The organism is Kitasatospora sp. NBC_01560, from assembly GCF_045208415.1.
In the GTDB taxonomy this organism is placed as follows: domain Bacteria; phylum Actinomycetota; class Actinomycetes; order Streptomycetales; family Streptomycetaceae; genus Kitasatospora.
The window spans coordinates 5,238,562-5,261,736 of the sequence record NZ_CP109364.1 but is presented as its reverse complement, the minus strand read 5'-3'; the positions used below and the strand labels follow the sequence as shown (position 1 = coordinate 5,261,736).

Here is a 23,175-nt window from a genome sequence, read left to right as displayed (position 1 = left end):
GACGATCGACGCCCCGCCCGCACCCCGCCTACGGGCCGCAGCGCTTCCCCGACTCCGGGGCCTCCCCGCCCAGCAGGTACCGGTTGACCGCACCGTCCACGCACGCGTCGTGCCGGCCGTACGCGGTGTGGCCGTCGCCCTCGTACGTCAGCAGCCGGCCGGACTCCAGCTGCCCGGCCAGCGCCTGCGCCCACGCGTACGGGGTGGCCGGGTCCCGGGTGGTGCCGACCACCACGATCGGCGCGGCGCCGGCGGCCCGGACGGTGTGCGGTGCGCCGGTGGCCGGGACCGGCCAGTAGCTGCAGGTCAGCGCCATCCACGCCATGTCGCGGCCGAACCGGGGCGAGGCCTGCTCGAAGGCGGGCACCGCCTGCTGCACCTCGGCCGGGCCGGTGAAGGGCGCGGGCAGGTCCAGGCAGTTCACCGCCATGTTGGCGAACATCAGGTTGGGATACGAGCCGTCCGGGCCGCGCTCGTAGTACGAGTCCGAGAGCCTGAGCAGGGCGCTGCCGTCGCCGGCCTTCGCGTCGGTGAGCGCGGTGCGCAGCTTGGGCCAGAGGAAGTCCGCGTACATGGCCTGGATGACGCCGGTGGTGGCCTGCGCCTCGGTGAGCCGCCGGCCGGCGTCACCGGTGGGCAGCGGCTGGACGTCGGCCGCCCGGAACAGGGCGCCGAGCTGCTCGCCGGCCTGCTGCTCCGTCCGGCCGAGCGGACAGTCCTCGCGCTTGACGCAGTCCTGGGCGAAGGCCGTCCAGGCGGTCTCGAAGCCGCCGGCCTGGGTGCGGTTGCCGCCGGCCGCGTCGAGGGACGGGTCCATCGCGCCGTCCAGCACCATCCGGCCGACCCGGCCCGGGTAGAGCCCGGCGTACGTGGCGCCGAGGAACGTGCCGTAGGACTTGCCGACGTAGTTGAGCTGCTGGTCGCCGAGCAGGGCCCGCAGGACGTCCATGTCCCGGGCGGTCTCGACGGTGCTCAGGTGGGCGAGGCGGTCGCCGGCCCGCTGCCGGCAGCCCTCGGCGAACTCCTTGTCGGCCGCCACCAGGGCGTCGATCTCGGCCTGGTCGTCGGGCGTGATGTCGGCGGCGGCGTACGCGTCCATCCGTTCGCCGTCCAGGCAGGTCACCGGGGAGCTCCGGCCGACCCCGCGGGGGTCGACGCCGACCAGGTCGTACCGGGCGCGGACGCCGCTGTCGTACGTCCTGGCGACGCCCTCGACGTACTCGACCGCCGAGCCGCCGGGGCCGCCGGGGTTGAGCAGCAGCGAGCCGAGCCGGCCGGAGCCGGAGGCCGCCGGGCCCGCCCCCTCGGCCCCGGCCGCCTCCGGGACGGCGGGTGCGCGGACCGCCGACAGGGTGAGGTCCCCGCCCGCCGGGTGCTCGTAGTCCAGCGGCACCGTGAACGTCGTGCACTCGAAGCCCTCGTCGCACGGCTGCCAGGCGAGCCGCTGCGCGTAGTACGGCGCCAGGGCGGCGGGCACGGCCGCCGGGAGCGGCTCCAGCGGCGTGACGCCGGGCCGGCCGACCGCCGCGGCCGGGGTGGCGACACCGGCCGGCGCCGACGAACCGGACGCACCGGATGCGCCGGGCGATCGGGGCGCGACGGTGTCCGAGGAGGAGGCGCCCGGCACGGACGAGCTGGAGCTGCAGCCGCCGATCAGCAGCCCGGCGGCCAGTACTGCGGCCGTCGCCGTCCCGCGCAGGTCCCGCTCTGCCCTCATCTGCTCCCCCTCGGGTGGTGGTCCGGACAGGGTCCGGGGCGGACGGCGGTGGCCGGCGCCCGGGTACCGCGAAGCGTAGTGCTGCGGGTGCGCCGGCCCGGCCGGCCGACGACCGGCCACCGACCGGCCACCGACCGGTTGACGACCGGTTCAGGACGCCTTGGCCAGCGTCTCGGCCAGGTACTGGACGGCCTGCCGGACCAGCCGCAGCCGGGACCGGTCCGCCGTGTAGTCCTGCACGTTGTCGGAGATCCGCACGTCGGCCCGGGCCGCCGCGCCGGTGCCCCCGCGCAGTGCGGCCTGGAGCTTGCGGGCGGCGTCCAGCCCGGGGGCGTCGGCCTTGGCCGCGGCCAGCAGCAGCTTGGGGCTGGCGGTCGCGGGGGCCTCGGCACCGGTCCGGACCAGCGCCACGTCGTCGTACCGGCCGGAGACGGCGGCGGCCGCGCCGTACAGGTCCGGGCGGGCCAGTGCGGCGGCCGCCGCGCACGGCGCGCCGCCCTCGACGCCGAGCGTGCCCCAGGAGGCCGGGCCGGGCGGCAGGGTGCGGAAGGCGGCCGCGACGGTGGTGCGCAGCACCGCGTCGTCGGCGATGGCCTGCGGTGCGGCGGCCACCAGCTCACAGGGGTGCTCGGTGCCGTTCGGCGCCTCCGGGGCGACCAGGATGAACGGGCGGGACTTGCCGGTCTGGACGGCCGAGCTGAGGCCCTCGAAAACGTCGGGCACCTCGGTGTCGGCGGTCTTCCGCGGGGTGGCGGCGTGCATCACGACCACCGGGAACTTCGCGTTCGGGTCCTTGGCGTACTGGGCCGGCAGCCAGACCCGGACGTTGCGCGGCTTCCCGTCGGGGCCGAGCACGGCGGACTGCAGCAGCTCGCCGCCGCCCGGGTGGCCGACGCTGTCGAACCGGCTGGGCACGGGCGAGGGGGCGGGCGGCGGGCCGGGCACCACGGCGGGGGCCGCCGCGTTGCCGGGCGCGGCCTCGGGCACCGCCCCGGCGGCCGGCGGGGCCGCCTGCCGGCCGCCCGCCGCGCCGCTCCCGGCGGAGCCGGAGTCGGAATCGGAGTCGACGAACCCGGCGGCGCCGGACTGCGGGCGCGGCGTGCTGAGGCCGCCGAACGTCCCCAGCGCCGTCAGCAGGGTCAGCGCCGTGACGCAGACGCCGCACACCATCGCCCCGGCCGCGCGCGCCAGCATCGGGCGCTGGTCGCCGGCCAGCTCGTAGGTCTCGGCGGCCCGCAGGTCGCGCCAGCGCAGCATCGCGCCGCGCGCGAGCCAGACCCCGCCCGCGGCGGCGGCCAGCAGGGGAAGGACGAGGAGCGAACGGACCATGGAACGCACCGCCTCGGGAGGAGGGCCGGGCGACCGGTGGGGGCCGGTGCCGGACGGGACGCGACGCCCCCGGCATCGGGGCGCAGTCGGCCCCCAGCGTGCGGGACGACCCGGCGGTCACACGCGGGTGTGCCCGGCGCGTACGGCCCGTTCACTCGAACGTGGGACGGCCGGCTAGCGCGGGAAGCCCTGCCCGCGCCCCCGGCCGCCGCAGCGACGGCCCCGGCAGCCCGGGCGTCCCGTCCGTCCAGGCCGTGCCGGCACCCCCGGCCCTCCCGGCACGCCTCAGCCCGCGCGCAACGCCACCGTCATCGCCTCGACGGCGAGCAGCGGGTCGACGTTGCGGTCCAGCGCCTGCCGGCAGGCGAGCACCGCCTCGATCCGCCGCAACGTGCCCTCCGGCGGGCCGGCCTGGGCGACGCGGTCCAGCGCCGCCCGCTGGTCCTCGTTGGCCAGCGCGCCGGTGGCGCCGAGCTGCAGGGCGAGGACGTCCCGGTAGAAGCCGAGCAGGTCGAGCAGGGCGACGCCGAGCGTCTCGCGGCGGGTGCGGGTGGCGCGGCTCTTCTGCCGCTTCTCCAGCTCCTTGACCGCCCCGGCCATGCCGCGCGGCGCCTTGCTGCCCTCGGAGGCGCCGTACGCGGCCCTGAGGTCGTCGGTCTCCTTGGCGTCCTGGGTCTCGGCGAGTGCCTCGGCATCGGCCTTGGCGGTGTCGACCAGCCGCTGGGCGGCGGCCAGGCAGCCGCCGATGTCGGCGACCTCCAGCGGGATCCGCAGCACCTCGGCCCGCCGGGTGCGGACCTCGTCGTCGACGGCCAGCCGGCGGGAGCGCTCGATGTCCCCCTGCCCGGCGAGCGCGGCCAGCCGGGCCGTCGCCGGGTCGACGCCGTCGCGGCCCACCAGCATGTCGGCGACCGCCTCGGCGGCGGGCTGGCGCAGCACCAGCAGCCGGCAGCGCGAACGGATGGTGGGCAGCACGTCCTGCACGGAGGGCGCGCAGAGCAGCCAGACGGTGCGCGGCGACGGCTCCTCGACGCCCTTGAGCAGCGCGTTGGCGGCGGCCTCGGTGAGCCGGTGGGCGGCGTCGACAAGGATCACCGACCAGCGGCCGCCGGTCGGGTAGCTGGACGCGCGCAGCACGAGGTCGCGCATGTCGCCGACGCCGATCGACAGGCCGTCGGTGCGCACGTACTTGACGTCGGCGTGGCTGCCCGCCAGCACCGTGTGGCAGCCGTCGCAGAACCCGCAGCCGGGCGTGCCGCCGAGCGCGAGGTCCGGGCTGGTGCACTGGAGGGCGGCGGCGAAGGCGCGGGCGGCAGTGGTCTGGCCGGCCCCGGGCGGGCCGGTGAACAGCCAGGCGTGCGTCATCAGCGAGGCGTTGATGCCCGGCTCCGGCACACTCCCGCGGCCTGAGGCGACCGTCGCCCCGGCCGCCCGGGCGGCGGCGGTCAGCTGCTCGACCACCCGCTCCTGGCCCACCAGGTCGTCCCAGACGGCCACTGCTGCTCCCAAGCTCGGTACGAACGGCCTCGGCCCGGACCGGCCTCGGCACGGACTGCCCCGGTACGGACCGCCCGGGCGGGACGCCCCGGTGCTCGTGCCCGGCCCGGTCTCCCGCTCCCCGCGGTCGAGCATACGTGGCCGGTACGACGACGGGCGGCGCCGCCGGAGCACCGCTCCGACCGCACCGCCCGTCGCCCACGCCTTCCGGCCGGGTCAGCTCCGGCGCCGCCAGCGGCGGCCGCCGCCCTTGCCGCCCCGGTCGTCACGACCGTCGTCGCCGCCTTCGTCACCGCCGCCCTGGGCACCGTCCGCGGCGGGCTCGTCGCCGCCGTACGCGCGGCGCGGGTCCGGCGCTCCCTCCGGCGCCCGGTCGGTCCGCTCCAGGCGGGCCCACTCGTCGCGCGAGCCGAGCAGGGTGTCGGTCAGGCTCGGCAGGTCGTCCATCGGGGTCTCCTCGGCCCAGGACGGCCGGGGCCGCGGCTCGGAGGACGCCTGCGGCTCCTCGTCGACCACCGGCAGCTCACGGGTGCTGTCGACCGGCTGCTCCTGAGCGACGCGCCCGGTCTGCCCGGCCTGCCCGTCGCGCCAGAGGCCCGGGGTCACCCGGTCGGCCGGCCCGGCCGCCTCGATCCGCGGCAGCACCGCGGTCCGGTCCGCGTCGGCCGGGGCCGGCTCCGGGCGACGACCGGCGTCCGCCGCCGGCACCCGGGGCAGCACCGCCGTCTCGTCGGCCGGAACGACCGGCAGCACCGCCGTCTCGTCGACAGCGGCCGCACCGCTCGCCTCGGCTGCGCGAACGGCGGCCCGGCGGTCCCGCTCGGAGATCTCCCGGGTGGTCTCGTCGCTCTCCTGCACCATCCGCAGCTCGGTGGTCACCGCGTCGCCCGGCACCGGACGCCCGTACCGGTCCTCCTGGTCCGCCCGGCCGCCGGCGTCCGAGCGGTCCGCCCGGTCCGCCGCGCTCTCGGCCGCCGCAGCCGCCGCGGCGAGTGCCGCGGCCTGTGCCAGCCTGGCCTCCTCGGCCCGCTGCAGCGCCTCCTCGGCACGCCGGCGCTGCTCCTCCCGGGCCAGCTCGCGCCGGCGCTGGAGCTCCGCCTGCGCGGCCGCCTCGTCGGCGAGCCGCTTGCGCTCGACGGCCTCGGCGGCGAGCCGGGCCTCCTCGGCCGCACGCCGCTGCGCCTCCTCCTCGGCACGGCGGCGGGCTTCCTCCTCCGCCTTGCGACGGGCCTCCTCCGCGGCCTTCCGCGCCTCCTCGGCGGCCTTGCGGTCGGCCTCCTCCTTGGCGAGCCGCTCCTTCTCCGCCTGCTCGGCCCGGAGCTGCTCCAGCAGCTCCTGCCGCTTGCGCTCGGCGGCCTCCTCCTCGGCCTTCTTCCGGGCCTCCTCGGCGGCGCGGCGCTCGGCCTCCTCACGGGCGAGCCGCTCCTGCTCGACGCGGGCGGCCCGCTCCTGATCGGAGAGCGGCAGCTCGCGGTCGAGCCGGTGGCGGATCGCGGTGGTCACGAAGCCGGGCTGCCGGCTGCCGTCGACGACCAGGTAGCGCGCCGGATCGGCGGCCGCGAGGGCGAGGAAGCCGGACCTCACCCGCTGGTGGAACTCGGTCGGCTCGGACTCCAGCCGGTCCAGCGCCTCGGTGAACCGCTCGCGGGCCCGGGTCGGGTCGACGTCCAGGACGACGGTCAGGTCGGGCACCAGGCCGCCGGTCGCCCAGCGCGAGATCCGGGCCACCTCGGTCGCGGCGAGGTCCCGCCCGGCGCCCTGGTAGGCGATCGAGGAGTCCATGTACCGGTCGGTGATCACCACGGCGCCGCGGGCCAGCGCCGGGCGGATGACGTTCTCGACGTGCTCGGCGCGGTCGGCCGCGTAGATCAGCGCCTCGGCGCGGTGCGACAGGCCGGTGTTGCCGACGTCCAGGACGAGGCCGCGCAGCCGCTGGCCGACCGGGCTGCCGCCGGGCTCGCGGGTGAGCACCACCTCGTGGCCCTTGCCCCGGATCCACTCGGCGAGCGCCTGGGCCTGGGTGGACTTGCCGGCGCCGTCCCCGCCCTCCAGGGCGATGAAGAAGCCGGTGCCGGTGTTGCGGTGGGCGGCCGGGCCGGTGAGGCCGCGGACGGCGTCCAGCAGGTCACGGCCGAGCGGCGCGGTGCCCCGTCGGTCGTCGGTCCTGAGCAGCACGACGACGGCGAGCACCAGGGTCAGCAGGCCCGCGGTCGCGACGGCGAGCGCCGCGCCACCGTGGATGAAGGTGAACGAGCCGGGCTCGACCGTGCCGTACTGGACCTCGCCGTAGGCGGCGGCGATCAGCGGCACCACGACCAGCGCGGCACCCACCACGGCCCGCAGCACCGCGTGCAGGTGCTCGGTGACCTGCGGCAGCCGGGCCTCCTCGACCTCCTGGGCGAGCAGGGCCCGCCCGGCCGAGACGACGATCCCGGCGGCCAGACCGGCCAGCACCGTCAGCAGCAGGACGAGCACGAAGTCCAGCACCAGACCGGCCAGGATCAGCGCGATGCCCTCGGCCACCAGGGCGAGCGCGAGCAGCCGGCGGCGGGAGAGCCCGGGCAGGGTGGCCCGGGTGAGCCGGGCGCCGAGCGCCGGAGCACCGGCAGCGGCGAGCACCAGCAGGCCGTAGCCGATCGGCCCGGCCCGGTGCTCGGCCGCGGTGAGCAGGGCGAGCGCGGCGACGCCCGCCATCGAGGCGAAGGCGGCGGCGACCGCGAAGGTGAAGTACGGGGCGGAGCCGGTGCGGCCCTTGGCCAGCGCGGGGCCGGGCGTCGCGTCGGTCGGGGCGCGCAGCCCCTGCAGCGGGGAGTGCGGGGCCACCTGGGCCGGGCCGCCGGGCAGTGCCTGGAGGTAGACCCGGACGGCGGAGACCGCGAACAGCGCGGCCGCACCGAGCGCCGCGAAGGTGGTCTGGTGGGCGCGCAGCCAGTCCGAGCCGAGCGCCGCGAAGACGTTGTTGACCAGGGTGAGCACGACCAGTGCGGCGGCCGCGATCGGCACGGTGGCCCAGCCGGTGCGGCGGTCCAGCGTCCGGACGGTGTCCAGGTTGGCGGCGGACGGCCGCTGCTCCCCGGGGGGTGCGTACGGGTTGGCCGGCGGCAGCAGGCCGGGCACGGCGGCGCCCTTGGCGATCGCCCAGACGCGCTCGGCCGCACCGGTCACGAAGACGGTGCCGAGCAGCAGGTAGGTCGCGGCGCCGGAGGAGCCCCGGCCGGAGTCCAGCCAGACGATCCACCACGGCGCGACGCCGATCAGCACGGCCCGCAACGCGTCCGCGCCGAACAGCGTCCAGCGGCGGTCCAGCGCGCCGCTGAGCAACCCGTGCACCGGGCCGAGCAGCGCGGCGCCGACCAGCACGGTGGCGGCCAGCCGGGCCGCGAACACGGCGGCGATCGCGAAGGCGAGGCTGCGCGGCAGGTCGCCGAACCGGCCGTCCACCGCCGCGGCGATCACGGTGAGCGCGAGCAGCACCAGCAGGCCGAGCCGGTCGGCGGTGCCGCCGATCAGCTGGGTGGTCCAGAGCCGGCGGTACGGGCGCAGCCGCAGCAGCGCGCGGGCCCGCTCCCCGGGGGTCCCGGCGGGCGCGACCTCGGGCAGGTCGGGCGCGCCGGCTCTGCCGGCCGGGGCGGCGCTGGGGGTGGGCTGCTCCTCGCTCGTCATACCGTCAGCGTAGCGGTCGGCGGTTGCCGCAAAAGGGGGAGCGGGCTTCCGGATCGCCGTCATTGCAGGGTTGTGACGCAGCACGCACAGCTCCACCACCGGGCGCGTGCCCCGGGCCGGGGCCGTCCCGCCCCCGGTGCCGGAACACCGCGGGCCCGCGCCTCCGGAGCGGAGGCACGGGCCCGGGGCCACTGGCGCGGGGTCAGCCCTCGTCGGTGGCGGTGGTCTTGCTCGCGGCGGTCTTCTTGGCCGCCGTCTTCTTGGCGGTCGCGGTCTTGGCCGTGGTCGTCTTCTTGGCCGCCGTCTTGGCCGTGGCGGTCTTCTTCGCCGCGGTCTTGGTCGCCGTCTTCTTCGCGGTGGCGGCCTTCTTCGCCGGGGCCTTCTTCGCCGTCTTCTTCACCGGCCCGCGCGCCCGCTTCTCGGCGAGGAGCTCGTAGCCGCGCTCCGGCGTGAGGGTCTCGATCTCGTCGTCCTTGCGCAGCGTCGCGTTGGTCTCGCCATCGGTGACGTACGGCCCGAAGCGGCCGTCCTTCACCACGACCGGACGCTCGCTGACCGGGTCGGTGCCCAGCTCCTTCAGCGGCGGCGCGGCGGCGGCCCGGCCGCGCTGCTTCGGCTGCGCGTAGATGGCCAGGGCCTCCTCCAGGGTGACCGTGAACATCTGCTCCTCGCTGGTGAGCGAGCGCGAGTCGGTGCCCTTCTTGAGGTACGGGCCGTAGCGACCGTTCTGCGCGGTGATCTCCACGCCCTCCGCGTCCACCCCAACCACCCGGGGCAGCGACAGCAGCTTCAGCGCGTCGTCGAGCGTGACGGTGTCCAGCGTCATCGTCTGGAGCAGCGACGCGGTGCGCGGCTTGACGGCGTTCTTGCCGGTCTTCGGCGTGCCCTCGGGCAGGATCTCGGTGACGTACGGGCCGTAGCGGCCGTCCTTGGCGACCAGCTGGTTGCCGCTGACCGGGTCCTGGCCGAGCTCGAAGTCGCCGCTGGGCTTGGCCAGCAGCTCCTCGGCCAGCTCGACGGTGAGCTCGTCCGGCGGCAGGTCGTCCGGGATGTCGGCACGCCGGCCGGGCTCGCCCTCGACGGTGGAGGCGCGCTCGACGTACGGGCCGTAGCGGCCGACCCGCAGGGTGAGCTCGTCGTTGATCCGGAACGAGCTGATCTCCCGGGCGTCGATCGCGCCGAGGTCGGTGACCAGTTCCTTCAGGCCGCCCAGGTGGTCGCCGTCGCCGTTGCCGGCCTCGGCGGCGCCGCCGGTCGCGTGGCCCTCGCCCTCACCGAAGTAGAAGCGCTTCAGCCACGGCACGGACTGCGCCTCGCCGGCCGCGATCCGGTCGAGGTCGTCCTCCATCCTGGCGGTGAAGTCGTAGTCGACCAGCCGGCCGAAGTGCTTCTCCAGCAGGTTGACCACCGCGAAGGAGAGGAACGACGGCACCAGCGCCGTCCCCTTCTTGAAGACGTAGCGGCGGCCGATGATGGTGTCGATGATCGAGGCGTAGGTGGAGGGGCGGCCGATCTCCCGGTCCTCCAGCTCCTTGACCAGCGAGGCCTCGGTGTAGCGGGCCGGCGGCTTGGTGGCGTGGCCCTCCGGGGTGAGCTGGTCGGCGGCCAGCGGGTCGCCCTCGGCGACCTGCGGCAGCCGGCGCTCGCGGTCGTCCAGCTCGGCGTTCGGGTCGTCGGCGCCCTCGACGTAGGCCTTGAGGAAGCCGTGGAAGGTGATGATCTTGCCGGAGGCGGAGAACTCGGCGTCCCGGCCGTCCGAGGCCCGGCCGCCCACCTTGACGGTGACCGACTGGCCGACCGCGTCCTTCATCTGGGAGGCGACGGTGCGCATCCAGATCAGCTCGTACAGCCGGAAGTCGTCGCCGTTCAGACCCGTCTCGGCCGGGGTGCGGAAGCGGTCGCCGGACGGGCGGACCGCCTCGTGCGCCTCCTGGGCGTTCTTGACCTTGCTGGCGTAGGTGCGCGGCGCGTCCGGCAGGTAGTCGGCGCCGTACAGCTGGGTGACCTGCGCCCGGGCGGCGGTGATCGCCGTCTCCGAGAGCGTCGTCGAGTCGGTACGCATATAGGTGATGAAGCCGTTCTCGTACAGCTTCTGGGCCACCTGCATGGTCCGCTTGGCGCCGAAGCCCAGCTTGCGGCTGGCCTCCTGCTGGAGCGTGGTGGTGCGGAACGGCGCGTACGGCGAGCGGCGGTAGGGCTTGGACTCGACGCTGCGGACGCTGAACGCGGTCTGCTGCAGGGCGGCGGCCAGCGCGCGGGCGGCCTGCTCGTCCAGGTGCAGGGTGTTGGTGCTGTTCGCCTTCAGCTGCCCGTCCGAGCCGAAGTCGCGGCCGCTGGCGATCCGCTTGCCGTCGACGGCCGAGAGCCGGGCGCCGAAGGTCTCCGGGTTGGCGGCGTCGGCCGCGGTGCGGCCGGTTCCGAAGGTGCCGACCAGGTCCCAGTACGAGGCGGAGCGGAAGGCGATCCGCTCGCGCTCGCGCTCGACCACCAGCCGGGTCGCGACGGACTGCACGCGGCCCGCCGACAGCTTCGGCATGACCTTCTTCCACAGCACCGGCGAGACCTCGAAGCCGTAGAGGCGGTCGAGGATGCGGCGGGTCTCCTGGGCGTCGACCAGGCGCTGGTTCAGCTCGCGCGGGTTGGCCACGGCCTCCTGGATCGCCGTCTTGGTGATCTCGTGGAACACCATCCGGTGCACCGGCACCTTGGGCTTCAGCACCTGCTGGAGGTGCCACGCGATGGCCTCGCCCTCGCGGTCCTCATCGGTGGCGAGGAAGAGCTCGTCGGACTCCGCGAGCAGCGACTTCAACTTGCTGACCTGGGACTTCTTGTCCGCGTTGACCACGTAGATCGGCGCGAAGTCGTGGTCGACGTCCACGCCGAGGCGGCGCACCTCACCGGTGTACTTGTCCGGGACCTCCGCCGCGGTGCTGGGCAGGTCGCGGATGTGCCCGACGCTCGCCTCGACGATGTAGCCGGGGCCAAGGTAGCCCTTGATCGTCTTCGCCTTGGCCGGCGACTCGACAATGACGAGTCGCTGTCCGTGCGCGGTCTCGCTGCTCGGGGACACCTTCGCTCTTCTCTCCCGGTCGTTATGTGAGCTGGTCGGCGCGGGCAGCACGGGCTCCGCTCCGCCCGACCCCTCCACCGTCCCGGGGCTGCCGCTGTACGACGACCCCACCAGCGGAGTGTGACCGTACCCCGGCCACCCTTGTCAAACGGAAGGATCCTGCTTTTTCACCGGCAAGGCCGACCGACGCCACTCGAACGGTAACCCGATGATGGAGGATCCCGCCCCGCGGAGGGGGGCTTCGGCGGGTTTCGAAGGATGGAATGACGGATTTCAAAATCTGTCAACGGAAAATCGGAGCCCTGCCGCGGTGCTGGTGGTAGGGGGTGCGGCGACCGGTTCGGGACTCCGCCGAGTGGCTGTTTTTCGGCCACTGCGGCCGGTTCGCGTGCGCGACCGGTTCGTGCCACCGGGGAGGGGGCCGGGGCGGTGCGGCGCGGCCGTTCGGCGCTACGGCGGCCGGCGGCAGGTTCCGGACGGGGCCGGGAGGGGCGGGGGCTGGAGCGGTCGGCGCGGGTCGGGTCGGCGGCGTGGTCCGGTGCGGGTCGGGTCAGCGGCCGGGTCCGGCGCGGGTCGGGGGCGTGGTCCGGCGCGGGTCGGGTCCGGTAGCGCCGGCTTGAGCGGGGTGCCCTGCTCAGCCGGTGGCGGCGACCGCCAGCAGGGCCGCCCCCGCAGCCAGGGAGCCGACACCCAGCGCCGTCCACAGCAGGTCCGTCACCATCACCCGGCCGCTCTCCACCGACGCCAGCACCACCCGGCTCGGCCGGCGCGGATCGTAGGAGACGCGGACGGACGTGCCGGGCGCGAGGTGCGGCGGCCGGCGCAGCGGTGTGTGGCCCCGCGGCCGGGTCAGCACCAACTCCGCACGCCGTGCGCCGCCCGGGCCACCGATCGCGGCGGGCGCGGAGAAGGTGAGCAACGGCGCGCTGTCGAGTCCGCCGTGCGTGTCGGTCTCCGCGACGACGGTGGCCACCACCGGTACGCCCCGTCGGCGCACCCCGTGGCGAAGGCGCACTTCGGCGGCGCACCAGAGCAGCAGCGCGCCGCCGAACAACGCGAACACCACGCCGCCCACCGTGGCCGTCGTCGTCTCCACCCCTTGCCCCCAGCTCTGTCCACAGCCTGTGGACAGAGCCTCACAGCCGCAGGCCAACGAGGGGCGGCCGACCGGCGGCCGACGGGCGAACCAGGGGGTACGGAGAGGTGAACCGGGCCGGCCAGCACGCAGCAGCGACCGGCCCGGGCCGCGCGGGCCACGCGCAGCGGCCACGCGCAGCGGCCGGGACGGGGGCTGGGTGTGGGTGTGGGTGTGGGGTCGGCGGCCGGGCTCGGGCCCGCGCCCCGCCCCCGGACCGGGCTAGCCGGCCGGCTGGATGAACCCCTGCTCGGTGAGCAGCCGCAGCGACTCCGGTACCCGGTCCCGGAGCACCACCCGGTCCTCGCCGAGCAACTGGGCGATGGCGTCCACGATCTCGCCCGCCGACAGCGTCCCGTCGCAGACCCCGGCGAACCCGGCACCCACCGTGTCCACCTTGGTGGCCCGCCGCATGCCCCGGTTGTGCCGCAGGATCACGTGCTCCGGGTCCTCCGCCCCGGGCGCGCCGACCTGCTCCTGGACGACCTCGTCGGCCAGCACGTACCGGGTCGCGAGCAGTCCCGCGTCGTCGTGCGTCCGCAGGAAGTCCTGCCGCTCGAACCACTCGTCGATGTGCGGGCCGAGCGGCTGCTCGACCGGGTGCGGCCACTCCTCCACCCGGACCGTGGGCCGCTCGGCGCCGCTCGCCCGCAGCGTGATCCAGCCGAAGCCGATGCCCTCGACCCGGCCCGCCTCGAACGCGTCCAACCACTCGCCGTACCTGGCCTGGTAGTCACCGCCGGGGCCGCGGTGGTCGCCGCCGTCGCGCAGCCACAGCTCGGCGTACTGCGCGACGTCCTGGACCTCGCGCTGGACCACCCAGGCGTCCAGGCCGGTGCCGGCCACCCAGCCGGCCAGCCGCTCGTGCCAGTCCTCGCCCTCGACGTGCTGCCAGTTGGCGAGCAACTGGCAGTAGCCGCCGGGCTCCAGGTGCGCGGCGGCGGAACGGACCAGGCTGCGGCAGAGCTCGTCGCCGGCCATCCCGCCGTCGCGGTAGGTGAACCGGCCCGCGGGGGAGATCACGAACGGCGGATTGGAGACGATCAGGTCGAACTTCCGCTCCCCCACCGGCTCGAAGAGACTGCCGTCGGCGGTGTCGGTGTGCTCGAAACCGGAGAGCGCGAGGGTGAGTTCGGTGAACCGCAGCGCCCGCGGATTGAGGTCGGTCGCGGTGACCCGCTGGGCGTGCCGGGCGGCGTGCAGTGCCTGCACACCCGAGCCCGAACCGAGGTCCAGGGCCGACCGGACCGGCCGCCGCACGGTGATGTTGGCCAGCGTGGTGGACGCGCCGCCCACCCCGAGCACCAAGTCCTTGCGGGCCACGCCGTGCGCCGTCTCGCCGGATCCGATCCCGCCGGCGCCGCCGACCGCGCACCCCAGGTCGGAGACCACCCAGGCGTCCGAACTCGGCATGCCGGCGACCTCGTTGGCGTACGGCCGGACGTCCACGGTGGCCCTTACGTCATCGCCGTCCGGGCGCAGCCAGCCGTCGGCCAGGCAGTCCTCCACCGGCAGGGCGGCGGCAGCCGCCCGGTACGGCACGGGCTGCTGCAGCAGGAACAGCCGCACCAGCGTCTCCAGCGGACTGCCGCCGCGGGTCGCGCGCAGCGCCGGAACGGCCTCGCTACGGGCCAGCGCGGCGTATCCGGTGGGCCCGAGCAGGTCGAGGCAGCCGTCGGCGGTGAACGAGGCTGCGAGCAGCGCCTCGCGCAGCTTGGCGAGACGGGTCGGGTCGAGAACGGGGCTACTGATCACCCCGCCATTGTCCCCCGGACCGTGGGCCGCGACCGCCTGCGCGGCCGCGCGCCGAACCGCACCCCGAACCGCGCCCGGCCGCCCTCGGGTGGGCGGCCGGGCAGGGCGGGGTGCCGACCGGGCGGGGTGCCGACCGGGCCGGCCGGGATCAGCTCGCCGTGGGCGCCGGGGTGGTGGCCGCGGTGGTGGCCGGGGTCGTCGCGGCCGGAACCGGGGCGGACGAACCCGCCGGGGCCGGCGTACCGGAAGCATCGCCCGGGGCACCGGCCGACGGCGTGGCGCCGTCCGACGCGCCCGGCGCGGGCGTGCCGCTCGCACCGGGGGTCGGAGCCGCGGCGGCCGCGCCCGGCTTGCAGCCCTCCTGCTTGGCCATCGCCGCACCGAGATCGCCGCGCTGCAGCTTGGCCTGGGCCTGGGTGGAGAGCGAGGCCAGCTGCTGCACCTGGTCGGCGACACTGCGCAGCCCGTCAGCGAACTTCGACTGGTCCGCGTTGGTCAGCGCGTCCAGCTTCTTCTGAACGTCCAGGTAGCCGTCCGCCGCCTTGTTCAGCTCGGCGACGGTGTCCTTCTGCAGGGTCGCGCCGTCGTCCACCTTGGGTGCCCCGGCCGAGTCGATGGCCGCGGCGATGTCCTGGTTGGTCTTGGCCAGCCGGCCGATGTCCGCGGAGAGGCGCTTCTGCAGGTCGACCGGGACCTCGCCGGTCTTCACCTGTCCGGTGTCCGCGAGCGCGGCCTGCGCCTGGGAGATCGGGTCCTTGGCGGCGCCGCAGACGTTGGCCGCCCAGGACTCCAGCTGCTTGCTGTTGTCGTCGCCGCAGCCGACGGCGCCGAACGCAAGCAGCGCGCCGAGCGCGGGTACGGCCAGCAGTCGCTTGTTCACCGGGAGAAGCCTTTCGGTTTACGGTCGTCTTCGGTCGTCGAACTGCGAACCTACACGGCCGCCGCACCGCCCCCGGTTCCCGGCCTTCCCGGCCCTGCGCCGACGCCCGTCCCGGCCTGCCGGCCGCACCGGGCACGCCCGCGGGCCGGGCCCGCCCCGGGTTCAGGCCCGCTCGACCCGGATCGGATCACCGGGCCGGACGGTGCGCAGCACCTGCGCGTCCCCGTCCAGCGCGCCCAGGATGTTGCACGGACCGGCCAGCCGGCACTCCCCGGTACGCGAGATCGGCGTCGGCCCGTACGGGAGCGCCAGGCTGTCGCCGTCCGTCCAGAACGCCACTGTGCCGGGCTCGACGACCTGCCGGGCGTCGTGCTCCCGCGGCACGCTGACCGGGGTGTCGAAATAGACCTCCTCACCCCAGGTGTTCGCCGACGAACCGATCGGCAGTGCGGCCCAGAGTGCCTCGGTGGTGGGCGTGGCCGTCAGCGTGGCGGTCGCCTGCCCGGCCGGCCACAGAATGCGTATCCGCATGGGTTCCCTCTTCTTACGACAGGCCCGATCACAGATCGGACCAGGTCGTGCCGAGAGCAGGGAACCGCCATTCTCAACATTTTGTCAACGCATGCCGACGTCCAGGCGCGAAGCCAGGGCTGACGGCGGGCCTGGACGTGGGCGCGGACACGAGGCTGAGCCGGGACCGCCGGGCACCGGGACGCCGACGGCACGACGAACGGCAACAGGAAGCGGGGGACGAGGAACCGGTAACGGGTAACGGGTAACGGGGAGCAGCCGCGGGCCGGGCGTACTGGCCTCCGCGCGCCGGGCATGCCGCGGCGGAGTGCCGACCGCAGACCACCCGGGCACCGCGCACCTGCGCGTCGAACCCTGCTGGTGGGCACTGGACACCCCCGGCCGGTCCTGCCGGTCGGATCGGCCTGCTCGGACCGTCCCGCTCGGACCGTCCCGCTCGGGGTCAGACCGCCAGCGCGTCGGCCGAGACCGGCCAGCTCATCCGGATCAGGCCGCCTTCGGCGCCGTTGGTGACCTCAAGGTCCTCGACCAGGCCGGTGATGACCGCGAGGCCCAGGGTGTCCTCGTCCGGGTCGGCGCCGCCGGGCGCATCCGGGGCCGGGACGGTCGCGGGGCCCGCCTCGTCCTCGACCTCGATGAGGAAACGCTTCTCCTGGTCCGTGAGCGCGACCCGGACCGCGCCGGTGATGCCACCGCGCTGGTGCAGGCCGACGGCACGGGAGCACGCCTCGCCGACGGCGAGTCGCACCTCGTCGAGCACCGACTCGTCCACCCCGGCTCGTCTCGCCACAGCCGCGGCGACCAGCCGGGCCGTACGTACGTGCTCGGGCAGCGCACTGAATCGAAGTTCGACGGTTGCCATCTTCTCCCCCTCGGGGTGTCCGACCGGGACCGGGCATGCCGGCCCCTGCGGGCCGGACTGCGCCGGCCCTGAGGCGGCCGGACAGGCCGGGACCACGAGGGCCCCGGCACGCCGGACGCATGGATCGGGACGGGCCGGCCCGGAGGCCGGCCCGGCCACGTCAGTCGGTCGAGTTGACCGCGTCCTCCACCGAAGTGTGGATCGGGAAGACCTTGGTCAGGCCGGTGATGCGGAAGATCTTCAGGATGCGCTCCTGGTTGCACACCAGCCGCAGCGAGCCCTCGTGGGCCCGCACGCGCTTGAGGCCGCCCACGAGCACGCCCAGGCCGGTCGAGTCGAGGAAGTCAACGCCCTCCATGTCGACGACGAGGTGGTAGGCGCCGTCGTTGACGAGCTCGACCAACTGCTCACGCAGCTTCGGGGCGGTGTACACATCGATCTCGCCGCCAACCTCGACGATCGTGCGATCGCCGACTGTACGGGTCGACAGGGACAGGTCCACGGAACCTCCAGCACCTTGCCTTGCTACGTCATTGCGATCTTCGGCCGGACAGCCGCCACCGCATGGTCGCGAGCCTCTGGCACGCCCCGCCAACGCGTGGCAAGCCTCAGCGCTGCGACCCCCGGCCGTACGGCCGTCACGGCCACATTCAACCACCTGCGACCATGCCCGCACGATGGCTTACGACGATTCTCCGTCACGCCGGTGACACACTGGGTCCTCATGCCGCCCCGTCACAGCCTGCCCGAGGCACTGCTCACGACCCTGTCCACCACCCGGGGGCGGTCGGACCGGCTCACCCATACGGAGCACCTTCCCGCCCGACCTGCCCGTTATTCACCATGGCCCGACCAGATCCGACCGGAGATCGTGGCCGCCGCCCGGGAGCTGGGTGTGGAACAGCCCTGGGCCCATCAGGCAGAAGCCATGAAACTGGCCAAAAGCGGCCATTCTGTGGTGATCGCCACAGGCACCGCCTCGGGCAAGTCGCTCGGCTACCTGGCCCCGGTGCTCAGCGACCTGCTGGACGGCACCGAGGCCCGCAACGGCCGCGGCGCCACCGCGCTGTACCTGGCCCCGACCAAGGCGCTCGCCGCCGACCAGCGCCGGCGGGCGGCCGAACTCGCCCCGCCCAGGGTCCGGGCCGCCCTCTACGACGGCGACACCCCGCCCGAGGAGCGCGAGTGGGTCCGCCAGTACGCCTCCTACGTGCTCACCAACCCCGACATGCTGCACCGCGGCATCCTGCCCGCCCATGCCCGCTGGTCCTCCTTCCTCAAGACCCTGCGCTACGTGGTGGTGGACGAGTGCCACAGCTACCGCGGCGTGTTCGGCTCGCACGTCGCCCAGGTGCTGCGGCGGCTGCGCCGGATCTGCGCGCGCTACGGCTCCTCGCCCACCTTCCTGCTCGCCTCGGCGACCACCGCCGACCCCGCGACCACCGCCCACCGGCTCACCGGCGTACCGGCCGAGGCGGTGACCGAGGACGCCTCGCCGCGCGGCCCGATGGTCTTCGGGCTCTGGGAGCCGCCGCTCACCGAGAACGTCGGCGAGCACGGGGCCCCCGTCCGCCGGACGGCCACCGCCGAGGCCGCCCACCTGCTGACCGACCTGGTCGAACGGCAGACCCGCACCGTCGTCTTCGTCCGGTCCCGCCGCGCCGCCGAACTCGTCGCGCTCCAGACCCAGGACCAGCTCGGCCGACCGCTCGCCGACCGGGTGGCCGCCTACCGCGGCGGCTACCTCGCCGACGAACGCCGGGCCCTCGAACGCGACCTGCACACCGGCCGGCTGCTCGGCCTCGCCTCCACCTCCGCCCTCGAACTCGGCGTGGACATCTCCGGTCTCGACGCCGTCCTGATGGCCGGATATCCCGGCACCCGGGCCTCGCTCTGGCAGCAGGCGGGCCGGGCCGGGCGCGAGGCCCAGGGCGCGCTCGCCGTCCTGATCGCCCGGGACGACCCGCTGGACACCTACCTGGTGCACCACCCGGAGGCGCTGTTCGCCACACCCGTCGAAGCCACCGTGCTCGACCCCGACAACCCGCACGTGCTCGCCCCGCACCTGTGCGCCGCAGCCGCGGAGCTGCCGCTGACCGACTCCGACCTGGAGCTGTTCGGCCCCTCCAGCGGCCCGCTGCTGGCCGTCCTGGAGGGCCGCGGGCTGCTCCGCCGACGGAGCGGCGCCTGGTACTGGACCCGCCGCGAACGTGCTGCCGACGCCGTCGACCTGCGCGGCAGCGGGGGCAGTCCGGTGCAGATCGTCGAGGCCCCGACCGGTCGCCTGCTCGGCACGGTGGACGCCTCCGCCGCCCACACCACCGTCCACACCGGCGCCGTCCACCTCCACCGGGGCCGTAGCTACCTCGTCCGAGAACTCGACCTGGAGACCTCCGTCGCCCTGGTCGAGCCGGCCGACCCGCCCTACACGACGGCCGCCCGCGACATCACCTCCATCTCCGTGCTCTCGACCGACACCTCCGTCGAATGGGGCGAGGGCCGGCTCAGTTTCGGGTCGGTGGAGGTGGTCAACCAGGTGGTCGGTTACCTCCGCAAGCGGATCTCCACCGGCGAGATCATGGGCGAGAGCAAGCTCGACCTGCCGCCCCGCACCCTGCGCACCCGGGCGGTCTGGTGGTCCGTCACCGAGGACCAGTTGCTCGACGCGGACATCCCGCCCGACCAGCTGCCCGGTGCCGCCCACGCCGCCGAGCACGCCTCCATCGGCCTGCTGCCGCTGTTCGCGACCTGCGACCGCTGGGACATCGGCGGCGTCTCGGTACCGCTGCACCCCGACACCCTGCTGCCCACGGTGTTCGTCTACGACGGCCACCCCGGCGGGGCCGGATTCGCCGAGCGCGGCTTCCGGCGGGCCGTCCAGTGGCTGACCGCGACCCGGGAGGCGATCGCCGCCTGCGAGTGCGAGCGCGGCTGCCCCTCGTGCGTGCAGTCCCCCAAGTGCGGCAACGGCAACGACCCGCTGGACAAGGCGGCCGCCGTCCGGCTGCTGGACATCCTGCTCGCCGGTGCACCGACCACGACGAGCGAAACCGACGACGCTGCGGAGGCTAGACCGCGGGCGGGGGCCGGAACGGGGCCGGGGGCCGCGGCGGGAAGCGGGACGGGGCCGGGGGCCGGTGCCCCGGGCGGGCCCGAAGAGGCACCTGCCGACGAGTCATGAGCCGCCTCCCGTCGCCTTGAGCACCGTGTCGGCTACCCCGTCCGCCCGCCTGTCGGCGGCCGGCGCCGCAGCCACGTCCGCGTCCGCTCCCGTGTCCGACGCCGTACCGCCCGCGGCCCGCACGGGGCCGGCTCGGGACCGTGCGCGAGCCGGACCGACCGGCAACCTCACCGGGAGCCCGCGGACCGGCACCTCCGCCACCACCTCGACGGCGTCCGCCTCCCGGTCCACCGTGCAGGACACCACGGTGGCCGCCTGAGCGCCGGCGATCCCGGCCGCGCGGCCACAACCGCCGTCCGCGTCCAGGAGCAGCCGGTCGGCGGCCGCCAGCGCCGCCAGGTCGGCGGCGGACTCGGCCCGGTGCCGCGCGGCGACCACCGCCCCCACCGCGAGGGTCGCGGTGAAGACCGCGCAGCCGAGGACCGCGAACGCGACCAACCACACCGTCGCGGATCCCGCATCGCCGCCGCGCCCCGATACCGCCGCCCGGACGGCACGGGCCCGCACTGACTGCCGCACCACCCGCCGCGCCGCCGCTGCAACGACCACGGCCCGCCTCAGGACGGCCACGAGCCACCTCCACCGCCACTGCCACCTGCTCCTCCACTGCCACCTCCGCTGCCCGCTCCGCCGCCACCGGCCAGGGTGTCCTCCCGTGCCGCCACCGCTGCCGCGCCCAGCCGCACCGACAGCAGGGCTCCGAGCCGCCCCGGAGCCGACGACGGAGCGTCCACAGTCACCCGGACGGTGTCCGCCTCCATCGCAATCCGTACGACTGCCCCGGGCGGGGCTGCCGAACCGGCGATGGCCACGGCGTCCGGCTCCCCGCGCGCGGCTGCCCTGGCCCCCACACGTGCGGCGTCCACGCAGCGGATCTGGGCGCCGGCGGCGAGCACCCCCCAGATCAGCATCACGGCGAGCAGCACCAGAGCCGGCAGGGCGACCGCCGTCTCGGCCGTGACGAAGCCGGCGTCACCCCGGCCACGGCCGGCACCCGGACCCTCGCCCAGGCCCAGCCCCGTGCCCCAGCCCCTGCCCCGGGGCCGGCGGTCATGGCCAGGGCCGCGGTCGTGCCCCGGCCGGCGGCAGCGCCAGGGGTACCGACGGATCCACCGCTGCCGCCCTGCCGGTCTGCTCTCACGTCGCATGGAGCGCCCGGTCCAGCAGTTCGGTCAGGGCGCCGATCATGGTCGGGCTGGTCGCGATCTTGTACAGCGCGGCCGCCAGCGCGCAGGCGCCGAGCGTGCCGACCGCGTACTCGGCCGTGGTCATCCCGGCGTCCGACCGGCTCCTGAGCCGGACCGACCGGATGGCCAGGCCCGCCATCCAGCGGCCGCGTCGGTGGCACAGCCCGGCGAGCCTGCGTCGCTGCCTCGTCCCGCCGACGGCCTTCGGTGCGATCACTGCGGTCATGACGTTCTCCTTCGAGTTCCGGGTGAAGCGAATGGGTGCCGATGAGGTGACTACCGATGGATCAATTGCCTTCATGCGTGCGACGGTTACGCCGGTCACTCGCGGTGCCCCGGCACCGCCGGCCCTCACATCGCCCGCGCAAAGCTCGTGGTGAGTCCGATGACCACCGGGACGACACTGATCAGGACGAAGGCCGGGAGGAAGCAGAGCCCGAGCGGTGCCGTGGCGAGAACACCGGCGCGCCGGACCCGGGCGTGCGCCGTACGGGCCGCCGCCGTCCGCCGGCCGTGTGCCAGACCGACCAGCGCTGCACCCGCAGGAGCTCCGCTGAGACTCGTCCGGACCAGGCAGCGCGCCAGCGGAGCCAGTGCCGGGTGCTCCTGACCCAGTCGGATCCAGCAGACCTCCGGCGGTGCCCCGAGGGCGAGTTCGGCCGCGATCGCCACCAGTCGGGGCCCCATCGGGGCACCGACGCTCCGACCGACCGCCGCGACCGCCACGGCCGGTGAGGCGGCGGAGCCGAGGCAGGCGGCCAGCAGCTCGGCGGTGAGCGGGAGTTGCCGGGTGAGCTGCTCCTCCTCCAGCGCGGCCCGCCGCTGCGCCGGAGACCTCGCCGTGGGCAGCCACCGGTACAGTCCGGCGGCCAGCAGCACGCCCGTCACCGCGCCGGCTCCGCCGCCGAGTGCCATCGCCGCGGCGAGACCCGCACCGGCCGCAGCGGCAGCCCGCTGCACCTGTCCGGCACCGCCGCGTGGCAAGGCCTCACGGCGAGCGACCCACCGGGCGGGGCCGATTCGCCGGCGAAAGGCCCGCTCCGACGGCCGGGCCCGGGGCGGGAACCGCGCCGTCGCCTTCCGGCGGGCCGCCCGACGCACCGCCCAGCCGTGCAACCACAACCCAGCTGCTGCCAGGACTGGCACCAGGACGGCCCAGTCGAGCGCCCGCCTCATACCGACATCACCTCCGTCCGGAACGAACCGCTCGGCCGCCCCTGCCTGGCCTTCGTCCGCGTGATGCCGCAGCGCCAGCCGGGCGCCGCGGCCGCCCCGGGTACCGGCAGCTCCCGTTCACCGTTCCGGGGTGCCTCCAGCGCCCCCCGGGCCGCCGCACGGACGATGCGCGCCGTCCATGCCAGTCCCAGGCCCTCCAGGACCGCCCCGCCCGCCAGGCAGCCCAGGCCGGCCGGGGTATGGAGCAGAACGGCCACCGGCCCGGCGCCGAGCGCCGCCCCGAGCAGCAGCCCGGCGACCGGAAGCACCGCCAGAACGGCGATCGTGGTCCGCGGCGACGCCAGCTCGGCGGTGATCTCCTCCGCCAGCACCTGTTCCGCGCGCAACGCCTCGGCGACCCCGTCCAGCCCGGCGGCCAGGCCCGAACCGCCGTCGGCGGTGACCCGCCAGCAGGCGGAGATCGCGGTCGCCCCGTTGCCTCCCGGCAACTCCGCGAGCAGTTGGAAGGCCATCGGGACGTCCCCGCCGTAGCGGCCGGCGGCCAACCGTGCGACCGGCTCCGCGCCGATCCGACGCAGCGCCTCGGGGTCGGCCGCGATCCGCGTCGTCACCACATGGAGTGCCTGCTCGGGTGTCGCTCCGCTCCGCAACTCCCCGGCCAGCCCGGCACAGAGCTCGACGATCGCCGCCGCCCGCCGCCCGGCCCGCGCCGTCACGCCGCGGCGTCTCCGCCACCTCCGGACAGGGAGCCAGGCAAGCCCGGCCGCCAGGACCGGAACGGGCGAGTCAGTCACCGGCCAGAGCGCCGACCCGGCCAGGAGAAGCAGCAGTTCGGGTGCCGGGCGGCCCAGGCGGCGCAGCGCGCGCACACCCACCCCGACCGTCGAGGGGCCCCATCGAGCGAGCACCGGCCCGCCACCCTCAGCACCGTCTTCCCCCGTTCCGGCGCGGGCCCCGACCGGCAGAAGCCTGCGTCTGCGCGTGCCCGCCGCCGTCCGCTGCAGCGCGCACCAGCCGCCCATCGCCACCAGGCAGAGCGCCGCCGCCCAGCAGAGCGTGATCCGATCGCTCGTCATGTCAGCCGTCATGTCGATCGCCTCGCTTCCCCTCGGGCTTCCTCCGCCACGGCCCGAGCAGTGCCATGGCCCCTGCTGCACACCCGCCCAGCAGCAGGCCGAACAGCGCCTCCGCC

17 protein-coding genes are annotated in these 23,175 nt (G+C 75.4%); 1 reads left to right on the top strand and 16 read right to left on the bottom strand.

What is annotated here, in order from left to right; all coding sequences use genetic code 11:
- Positions 1-28: 28 nt before the first annotated feature.
- From OH807_RS23030 to bldG, 11 genes are all read right to left on the bottom strand, one after another.
- Positions 29-1,717: an alpha/beta hydrolase gene (locus OH807_RS23030; protein ID WP_406201976.1), complete on the bottom strand. Its 1,689-nt coding sequence runs from the start codon at positions 1,715-1,717 to the stop codon at positions 29-31.
- Between the two features lie 150 nt (positions 1,718-1,867).
- Positions 1,868-3,046 carry a hypothetical protein gene (locus OH807_RS23025; protein WP_406201974.1) on the bottom strand — a complete coding sequence of 393 codons (1,179 nt, stop codon included), beginning with the start codon at positions 3,044-3,046 and terminating at the stop codon, positions 1,868-1,870.
- Between the two features lie 285 nt (positions 3,047-3,331).
- The gene (locus tag OH807_RS23020) at positions 3,332-4,543 is read right to left on the bottom strand and encodes a DNA polymerase III subunit delta' (RefSeq protein WP_406201971.1); all 1,212 of its coding nucleotides are present in this window, start codon (positions 4,541-4,543) and stop codon (positions 3,332-3,334) included.
- A 216-nt stretch (positions 4,544-4,759) separates the two neighbouring features.
- Positions 4,760-8,206 (bottom strand): dTMP kinase, encoded by a 3,447-nt coding sequence (gene tmk / locus OH807_RS23015; protein WP_406201968.1) that lies wholly within the window; start codon positions 8,204-8,206, stop codon positions 4,760-4,762.
- A 202-nt stretch (positions 8,207-8,408) separates the two neighbouring features.
- Positions 8,409-11,276 (bottom strand): type I DNA topoisomerase, encoded by a 2,868-nt coding sequence (gene topA, locus OH807_RS23010; RefSeq protein ID WP_406201966.1) that lies wholly within the window; start codon positions 11,274-11,276, stop codon positions 8,409-8,411.
- A 634-nt stretch (positions 11,277-11,910) separates the two neighbouring features.
- Complete coding sequence (locus OH807_RS23005; RefSeq protein ID WP_406201963.1) at positions 11,911-12,372, bottom strand: DUF3592 domain-containing protein; 462 nt, start codon at positions 12,370-12,372, stop codon at positions 11,911-11,913.
- A gap of 261 nt (positions 12,373-12,633) precedes the next feature.
- Positions 12,634-14,166, bottom strand: a complete 1,533-nt coding sequence (locus tag OH807_RS23000) for a methyltransferase (RefSeq protein WP_406201960.1) — start codon at positions 14,164-14,166, stop codon at positions 12,634-12,636.
- Positions 14,167-14,314: 148 nt separating this feature from the next.
- On the bottom strand, positions 14,315-15,046 hold the full coding sequence (locus OH807_RS22995; protein WP_406201958.1) for a small secreted protein: 732 nt from the start codon (positions 15,044-15,046) through the stop codon (positions 14,315-14,317).
- A gap of 162 nt (positions 15,047-15,208) precedes the next feature.
- On the bottom strand, positions 15,209-15,577 hold the full coding sequence (locus tag OH807_RS22990; RefSeq protein ID WP_406201956.1) for a cyclophilin-like fold protein: 369 nt from the start codon (positions 15,575-15,577) through the stop codon (positions 15,209-15,211).
- A 442-nt stretch (positions 15,578-16,019) separates the two neighbouring features.
- Positions 16,020-16,439: an ATP-binding protein gene (locus OH807_RS22985; RefSeq protein ID WP_406201953.1), complete on the bottom strand. Its 420-nt coding sequence runs from the start codon at positions 16,437-16,439 to the stop codon at positions 16,020-16,022.
- 160 nt (positions 16,440-16,599) lie between these two features.
- Complete coding sequence (gene bldG, locus OH807_RS22980) at positions 16,600-16,941, bottom strand: anti-sigma factor antagonist BldG (protein ID WP_406201950.1); 342 nt, start codon at positions 16,939-16,941, stop codon at positions 16,600-16,602.
- A gap of 222 nt (positions 16,942-17,163) precedes the next feature.
- On the opposite strand from bldG, the gene OH807_RS22975 reads away from it, so the two are divergent.
- Positions 17,164-19,620 (top strand): DEAD/DEAH box helicase, encoded by a 2,457-nt coding sequence (locus tag OH807_RS22975; RefSeq protein WP_406201948.1) that lies wholly within the window; start codon positions 17,164-17,166, stop codon positions 19,618-19,620.
- Here OH807_RS22975 and OH807_RS22970 read toward each other — a convergent pair.
- From OH807_RS22970 to OH807_RS22950, 5 genes are all read right to left on the bottom strand, one after another.
- Entirely contained in the window at positions 19,615-20,064 is a 450-nt protein-coding gene (locus OH807_RS22970; RefSeq protein WP_406201945.1) for an Rv3654c family TadE-like protein, read from the bottom strand. The genes OH807_RS22975 and OH807_RS22970 overlap by 6 nt on opposite strands.
- A gap of 113 nt (positions 20,065-20,177) precedes the next feature.
- Entirely contained in the window at positions 20,178-20,531 is a 354-nt protein-coding gene (locus tag OH807_RS22965) for a TadE family type IV pilus minor pilin (RefSeq protein ID WP_406211130.1), read from the bottom strand.
- A 226-nt stretch (positions 20,532-20,757) separates the two neighbouring features.
- On the bottom strand, positions 20,758-21,033 hold the full coding sequence (locus OH807_RS22960) for a DUF4244 domain-containing protein (RefSeq protein ID WP_406201942.1): 276 nt from the start codon (positions 21,031-21,033) through the stop codon (positions 20,758-20,760).
- A gap of 125 nt (positions 21,034-21,158) precedes the next feature.
- Complete coding sequence (locus OH807_RS22955) at positions 21,159-21,767, bottom strand: type II secretion system F family protein (RefSeq protein WP_406201939.1); 609 nt, start codon at positions 21,765-21,767, stop codon at positions 21,159-21,161.
- Between the two features lie 212 nt (positions 21,768-21,979).
- Positions 21,980-23,059 (bottom strand): type II secretion system F family protein, encoded by a 1,080-nt coding sequence (locus OH807_RS22950; protein ID WP_406201936.1) that lies wholly within the window; start codon positions 23,057-23,059, stop codon positions 21,980-21,982.
- Between the last annotated feature and the right edge of the window lie 116 nt (positions 23,060-23,175).

Bases quoted from the DNA above. Each gene is read 5' to 3' on its own strand.
- OH807_RS23030 (WP_406201976.1), bottom strand. From the start codon at position 1,717: ATGAGGGCAGAGCGGGACCTGCGCGGGACGGCGACGGCCGCAGTACTG.
- OH807_RS23025 (WP_406201974.1), bottom strand. From the start codon at position 3,046: ATGGTCCGTTCGCTCCTCGTCCTTCCCCTGCTGGCCGCCGCCGCGGGC.
- tmk (WP_406201968.1), bottom strand. From the start codon at position 8,206: ATGACGAGCGAGGAGCAGCCCACCCCCAGCGCCGCCCCGGCCGGCAGA.
- OH807_RS22990 (WP_406201956.1), bottom strand. From the start codon at position 15,577: ATGCGGATACGCATTCTGTGGCCGGCCGGGCAGGCGACCGCCACGCTG.
- OH807_RS22985 (WP_406201953.1), bottom strand. From the start codon at position 16,439: ATGGCAACCGTCGAACTTCGATTCAGTGCGCTGCCCGAGCACGTACGT.
- OH807_RS22975 (WP_406201948.1), top strand. From the start codon at position 17,164: ATGCCGCCCCGTCACAGCCTGCCCGAGGCACTGCTCACGACCCTGTCC.
- OH807_RS22965 (WP_406211130.1), bottom strand. From the start codon at position 20,531: ATGCTGATCTGGGGGGTGCTCGCCGCCGGCGCCCAGATCCGCTGCGTG.
- OH807_RS22960 (WP_406201942.1), bottom strand. From the start codon at position 21,033: ATGACCGCAGTGATCGCACCGAAGGCCGTCGGCGGGACGAGGCAGCGA.
- OH807_RS22950 (WP_406201936.1), bottom strand. From the start codon at position 23,059: ATGACGAGCGATCGGATCACGCTCTGCTGGGCGGCGGCGCTCTGCCTG.